At 34.6% G+C, this 6212-nt stretch carries 6 protein-coding genes; 1 reads left to right on the top strand and 5 read right to left on the bottom strand.

Annotation, left to right across the window (positions count from 1 at the left end; genetic code table 11):
* Positions 1-307: 307 nt before the first annotated feature.
* Entirely contained in the window at positions 308-1189 is an 882-nt protein-coding gene (locus tag WH267_RS07025; RefSeq protein WP_340006850.1) for a cupin-like domain-containing protein, read from the top strand.
* A 58-nt stretch (positions 1190-1247) separates the two neighbouring features.
* On the opposite strand, the gene WH267_RS07020 is transcribed toward WH267_RS07025, so the two are convergent.
* The 5 genes from WH267_RS07020 to WH267_RS07000 form a co-directional block, all read right to left on the bottom strand.
* Positions 1248-2972 carry a hypothetical protein gene (locus tag WH267_RS07020; RefSeq protein WP_340006848.1) on the bottom strand — a complete coding sequence of 575 codons (1725 nt, stop codon included), beginning with the start codon at positions 2970-2972 and terminating at the stop codon, positions 1248-1250.
* A 179-nt stretch (positions 2973-3151) separates the two neighbouring features.
* Positions 3152-3883, bottom strand: coding sequence for a metallophosphoesterase family protein (locus tag WH267_RS07015; RefSeq protein WP_340006846.1), 732 nt, complete (start codon positions 3881-3883; stop codon positions 3152-3154).
* A gap of 78 nt (positions 3884-3961) precedes the next feature.
* Positions 3962-4504 (bottom strand): RNA 2'-phosphotransferase, encoded by a 543-nt coding sequence (locus tag WH267_RS07010; RefSeq protein WP_340006844.1) that lies wholly within the window; start codon positions 4502-4504, stop codon positions 3962-3964.
* Positions 4501-5598 (bottom strand): hypothetical protein, encoded by a 1098-nt coding sequence (locus tag WH267_RS07005; RefSeq protein ID WP_340006842.1) that lies wholly within the window; start codon positions 5596-5598, stop codon positions 4501-4503. The genes WH267_RS07010 and WH267_RS07005 overlap by 4 nt, the downstream gene beginning before the upstream one ends.
* A 132-nt stretch (positions 5599-5730) precedes the next feature.
* Positions 5731-6210 (bottom strand): hypothetical protein, encoded by a 480-nt coding sequence (locus WH267_RS07000; protein WP_340006840.1) that lies wholly within the window; start codon positions 6208-6210, stop codon positions 5731-5733.
* Positions 6211-6212 lie beyond the last annotated feature (2 nt).

The raw sequence follows: 6212 nt of genomic DNA, 5'->3' as shown, positions 1-6212 counted from the left end.
TAATGTAACTGCCTTTTATTCTTTAATTTATCCAGTTTTAATAGAAACTGCCTGTGAAATAAAAATAATATCTTCGCATCAGAATGGATTTTTATTCATCTATTTTGTGTTTTTACCCTATAATTCTGTTACAGGGTATTTTTTATACAAAATGATAAAAAAAATAAGATTTCTATAAACAATTGCTAATATGTAAATTTTTATTTAGACTAAATAATATAATTTAAATTGCATTATATATTAAAAAAAAATTAAACTCTGGTTCATAAATATTTATTTAATAATTTTGTAACATAAAATTTACAAAATGGGAATTATTTTAAAGCCTATAGATGTTGTAGATGCTATTTCTAAAGAGGAATTCTACGAAAAATATCTAAAGCCAAGAAGGCCCGTTGTCATCAAAAATATGGCAAAAAAGTGGCCTGCTTACCAAAAATGGACGATGGAATATATGAAGGAGGTTGTAGGAGATGTGGAGGTCCCGTTATATGACAGTTCAAAGGCAGATCCTTCTGCTCCCATCAACTCTTCTGCAGCTAAAATGAAATTCGGAGATTATGTAGATCTCATAAAAAGAGAGCCTACTGATCTTAGAATTTTCCTTTTTGACCCCATAAAATACGCCCCGAAACTTCTTGAAGATTATATTTCTCCTAAAGAACTGATGGGAGGCTTCCTTGATAAGTATCCCAACATGTTCTTCGGTGGAAAAGGTTCTGTAACGTTCCTTCATTTCGATATAGACATGGCGCACATTTTCCATACTCACTTCAATGGAAGAAAGCATATTCTTCTTTTTGACTATAAATGGAGAGAAAGGCTGTATCAAATTCCTTATGCTACATATGCTTTGGAGGATTATGATATTGAAAATCCTGATTTCACAAAATTCCCGGCACTGGATGGTGTAGAAGGTATTGAATGTTACCTTGAGCACGGTGATACTTTATTTATGCCTACCGGATGGTGGCATTGGATGAAATATCTTGATGGCTCCTTCTCTATATCCTTAAGAGCCTGGGATAAATCATGGGCAGTAAAGGCACATTCTTTATGGAATCTTACAGTACAGCGTAAATTTGATGACATTATGAAGTCGAGCTTCAAAAAGAAATACATGGACTGGAAAGAGAAAATGGCTTTTAAAAGAGCTGAAATAGCTTTAAGAAGAGGCTTACCAAGATAAATAAAAAAGACGTTTCAATGAAACGTCTTTTTTATTTTAATAGCTTATTTTCAACAACTTACAAAACCCTATACACTGGATACTGTCTAAAGGTTTTCTCTTCAAAATAAGGAGAATGTCTATACACCCAATCCAATAGAGCATCTCCATCTTCTGAAAGTTTTCTGTCTGATCTTTTAGCTATTTCAAAAGCTTCTTTCAGTTTCTGATCTTTTTTCAGTAATTCTGCAGCGGTATCTTCAAAAATATAGGCTGAATAATATTCTTTCTGAGCCAGGATACCATCAAAAAAGTTCCAGTTAAAGAATGAGTCTAAGGCTTCAGGCTCAAGGGTTTCTACAATATATTTAACCCCAGACTGATTGGTGGAAACAATATAATCTCCAGCTGTAAACTTCTGATCTTTTTTAGAAGCATCTACTGTAGTTTCAAAATGCAGATAGTGCCCTTCATATGGGTTCTTTACAGTTTTAAAGTCTTTGATCTTATAGGATTCTACGGCAATGGTACTGTCTTTCAGAATCGGCTTCATCTGAATTCCGTTTCTTTTAAATTCTTCAATAACTCTGTACTGCGATTGTGGGATTACATAGTATTTAGGAATTGTGATATACCCTGTAGGAACGGCGGTGGTAAAAAGCTTTATATTCTTTGTAAAAGGTTTGTTTCTGTCATAATACAGCCTTGGTTTTCCTGAGATTTCACTTGGCTTATATTTCCCTTCATAGCCTTTAAAATCAATGGTTGTATACTTGGTAGAATCTATTTTCCAGCGAATTCCGTATTGTTTGCCTGCCTGATATTGCTTAAGATTTTCTATACGAAGCTGCTTTATTTTCTGATAATCTTTATCAAGGTTCTGCAAATTCACCAACATATATTTGTAGGTCGCATCTACTCTTTTATCATAAGGCTTCAGCATATGGGTTTCAGGAACGGTTCCTAAAGAATTGAACAAAGTGGTGTATCCTGTAGAATATCTTGGGGAATCTTCGAACGAAGCGAAACCAACCTCCGGAATATCCCCATGAATGTTGACATAAGGGGTACTTTCATATCCTAATTTCTTCATATCATCAAGGTTTTTAGCTTGATAATCATTGTAAAAATAAGCTCCTAATGTATTTCCCAGACGTTCTTTAAAAGTCGAGATATAAGTAAATGTATATTGATAATCTGCTCCGTTACTGACATGATTATCAATGAAAACATCGGGTTTCAGCCATTGATAGATTTCCTGGAAGCTTCTGGCGTTTTTAGAATCTGCTTTGATAAAATCCCTGTTCAGATCATAATTCCTAGCATTTCCTCTGAAACCATACTGTTCCGGACCGTTCTGATTGGCTCTGGAATGGGAACCTCTATTCAGCATTCCGCTGATATTATAGGCTGAGATCGCAGCAATGATAAAGTTTTGTGGAGTTTTAATTTTTTGAGTTGCCAGATCTCTCATCAGCATCATGGTGGCATCAATTCCGTCCGGTTCTCCAGGGTGAATTCCGTTGTTGACAAAGAGAATGGCTTTATCTTTTCTCAGTTTTTCAGGATCTTTTTCAGGAAAAGGATTGTAAACGACCACATAAATGGGTTTTCCGTTGTCATCTTCTCCTTTTTTAAGATACTGAATGGTATTAAAATTTTTGGCCAGATCCTGATAATAGGTATTCATTTCATCGTAAGTAACGGTTTGATTTCCATTTCCTTTTTCAAAAGGGGTCTGAAATGTTTTCTGTCCAAAAACCAGGGAAGAACATGCAACAAGCAGGAGGTATTTCAGTTTCATTGATATATTATTTTCCGGATTTAAAATTAGGTAATATCACTGGGGCTGAAAAGAAAAATGGTAAAAATACACTATCAGAATATGATTTAATAAAAATAAAAAAACCTTACAGGTTTTGGAAGCCTATAAGGTTAGATTGTAGGCATATATACTGCTCATTTCTTTTATTATTATTTAATCTATCCGTTCCGTCCTTTTTCATGAGGGTAAAGGGAAGGAAGCGGATCACTTTGCCAGAATTCGTTTGTATCAATATCCATGATGGATAGGGCTCCGGTAAAGGCAGCTCCGGTATCCATATTCCAGATATTGCCTTTATTTGTAGGAACTCTGCTTCCGATATATAAGGTTGGAGTATGTCCAATAAATATTTCTTTGTACAGGAGCAGTCTTTTAGGGTATAGTAATGAATCCTTTTCCAGTTTTTTATCCATTGCTACTGCGGTTTCCCACAGGGTTCTGTCCCATCGGTAATTGCTGGAATAGACTTCTTTTTCAGGGCCATGCATGGAAGAATATCCGGCATGAATGAATAATCTGTTCTGATCATCTACATAATAATGCTTCATACGCTGGAAAAATTCAAGGTGAAGATCCAACTCTTCTGAAGAATAATCGGTATAGCTGTCTACGGTACTTTTTCCTCCATTAGCAAGCCATATTCCCGGTCCCTGCTCAAAAGCCAGCCAGTCTTCACACCATACATCATGATTTCCTTTGATAAAAATACATTTCTGTTTTTCGGAAAGTTCTATTAAAAATTTTATGATCTGAGAAGATTCGCTCCAGCCATCTACATAATCTCCAAGAAAGATCAGTAGATCATCCGGAGTAACCTCAGCGCGTTCAAGCACCTGTTGTAATGCTCTGAATCCGCCGTGAATATCTCCTATTACTAATGTTCTGCTCATGGTTTAGTTTCGTTGGTGAAAAGATAAACCATTATCTTTAAATAATGGCTCTTTTGGTTCAACCCCTGTTGATTTTTATTACTTTGAAATGTATTTCGGATCTATAAACTCTGTAAGCCATACTCCGTTGGCAGATTGGTAGAAAGAAACTCCTTCTTCATACATTTTTCCGGTTCTGATTGTCAGAATTACAGGTTTCCCGTGTCTCATTCCCACCTTTGTAGCCGTCTCTTTATCAGCGCTTAAGTGTACATGCTGACGGGTTCTTTTTTCAATTCCATTTTCTAAAATAGAGGAAATATTGGCTTCAGCCGTTCCATGATATAAAAATTCAGGTGGTTGTATAGCTTCCAAGGCTAAATTGATGTCGACAGAATGTCCCTGGCTGGCTCTGATTCTCGTTTTATCATCATTAAAGGCAAATCTCTTTTTATTATTGGTTTCTACCACCTCATCTAATTCTTCGAAAGAAAAATGCACTCTTTTTTTGGCTGATTTTGCTCTCAGCTCTTCTACATCTGCCCAGCCGTTTTCATCCAGCTTTAATCCGATAGTCTCGGGTTGATGCCTCAAAATGAGGCTTAAAAATTTACTTATTCTTTTTGTTTCTATTTCGTTCATTGTTTGTTTTTTAATTTTTTAATAAGTCTGCTAACCGTAAAATAATCCTGTTTCATTTGATTATAAACAGAAAGCTCATCTCCTGATAATCCTTCCAGTATTTTTTTCTGCTCATACATACAATGCTCAAAATCTTCATCACTTACACAGAGATCCATTTGATCTTCAAGTTCCAAATATTCACTGATGATGGCTTCATCAAGATTATACGAAAGCAGTTTCTCCTTTATATAATTAGACCATGCCAGATCTTCATTATATTTTTCTTTGCGCAATACTTCAATTTTCTTTTTGCTTTCATCCGTTATGTTATAATGATTAAGTCTTCTCCATAATAAATCTTCAATAAGCCCCTCTCCAAACTCTCCTCTGTCCAGAATATATCCCGGATCATAAGTGTTCAGATACTTCAGGAAATTTTCATTTTTATTGGGGTAAATAAATACATTTCGTAGATACATTCCCATTCCAAAAAAAACTGTCAAATCATTAAGCCTTGAAGCTAACGATTCATTCCTGATATTACAGATCGTATTTTCACTCAATCCTTCATGAATCAAAAAATCAACAGCTTCTTCTACTGTGTTTATTTTTAAGGTCTTTTCCTCAAGGTATTTTGCATGAGCTTTCTCTTCTTCAATCAATTTTTCAGCCTCTTCTCCTATAGGAACTGATGGTTTGTAAACCTTTCGGAAAGAATCATAAGATACAATCTCTCTACTGTTTGTTTCCAAATATTTCCTTAACCTCCATGCAAAAAATCTTTTTTCTTCGTCCAAAATCCCAAGGGCCTCTTTCTCAACTTCCTCAGTACGGCCAAAGAAATCAACAGTTTTTATTTTATCAACCATTAAAGTATTGAAGAGTGGTATTTGATTAGTTTCTATCATCAACTCTCCGTCCTTCAATATTTTAAAATTACTGATTGTATTTTCTTCGATCTCGCATTTGATAAGAAACATTCCGTGATCCGGGATATGATCAGGTATAGAACCGGTATAAAAATGTAAAGGAATATCGGAAACAAATTCTTTAAAAAAAGTTCTTCCTATTTCCAGTAATTCTTTTTCTGAAATAAATTTATATAGAGTCATCAAGGGTCTTAATTTTGTTAAAATTTATAATATTCGGGAATTAAATATACTGGTATTATATCACCTGTATTGTTTCACCTACATATTCTTTAAAACTAAATTCTGCTATTCCGTTCATTGGTTTTGGTTTAATTAAGCATTATAAAATTCCGGGGAAAAAGTGACTGCAAACCCTGTTTTTTTATTGATCTCCTCTGCATATTGATCATAATAATAAATCTCTGGTGATATTGAAAGCATTACAAATGATTTTTCGTACAAATAAACCCACAAACAAGCTTCAGCGGGTCCCCTTCCTTTAAGTACATTTTGAATTTCAATTCTACTGATCTTATTCAAAGGAATTAATAAAGTTCTCTTTTGATCTGTAAAACCCAACAGACTATTTTGATTATCCATCCAGAGTAAAGACTGATCCTTTAAAATATTCAATACCTCATCTGGTGTCTGAAATAAATAGTCCGGTGAATAATGAACACGGCAATTTCCTAATTTTACCACTTTATTGATTTCTATTCTTCCTTTATATTGCAGCAAAGGGGTGTTCAGAAAGATATCCTCAGGGTCGTATTTGGAAAACATGTTGGCAAGGGCTTTTAGGAAAGATTTCATTC

The organism is Chryseobacterium sp. MYb328 (assembly GCF_037572595.1).
Classification (GTDB): Bacteria; Bacteroidota; Bacteroidia; order Flavobacteriales; family Weeksellaceae; genus Chryseobacterium; species Chryseobacterium pennae.
The sequence above is the reverse complement of the archived record's forward strand: the minus strand, read 5'-3'. Positions and strand labels throughout refer to the sequence as shown.

Coding starts and splice junctions, on each gene's coding strand:
- WH267_RS07025 (WP_340006850.1), top strand. CDS start 308: ATGGGAATTATTTTAAAGCCTATAGATGTTGTAGATGCTATTTCTAAA.
- WH267_RS07020 (WP_340006848.1), bottom strand. CDS start 2,972: ATGAAACTGAAATACCTCCTGCTTGTTGCATGTTCTTCCCTGGTTTTT.
- WH267_RS07015 (WP_340006846.1), bottom strand. CDS start 3,883: ATGAGCAGAACATTAGTAATAGGAGATATTCACGGCGGATTCAGAGCA.
- WH267_RS07010 (WP_340006844.1), bottom strand. CDS start 4,504: ATGAACGAAATAGAAACAAAAAGAATAAGTAAATTTTTAAGCCTCATT.
- WH267_RS07005 (WP_340006842.1), bottom strand. CDS start 5,598: ATGACTCTATATAAATTTATTTCAGAAAAAGAATTACTGGAAATAGGA.
- WH267_RS07000 (WP_340006840.1), bottom strand. CDS start 6,210: ATGAAATCTTTCCTAAAAGCCCTTGCCAACATGTTTTCCAAATACGAC.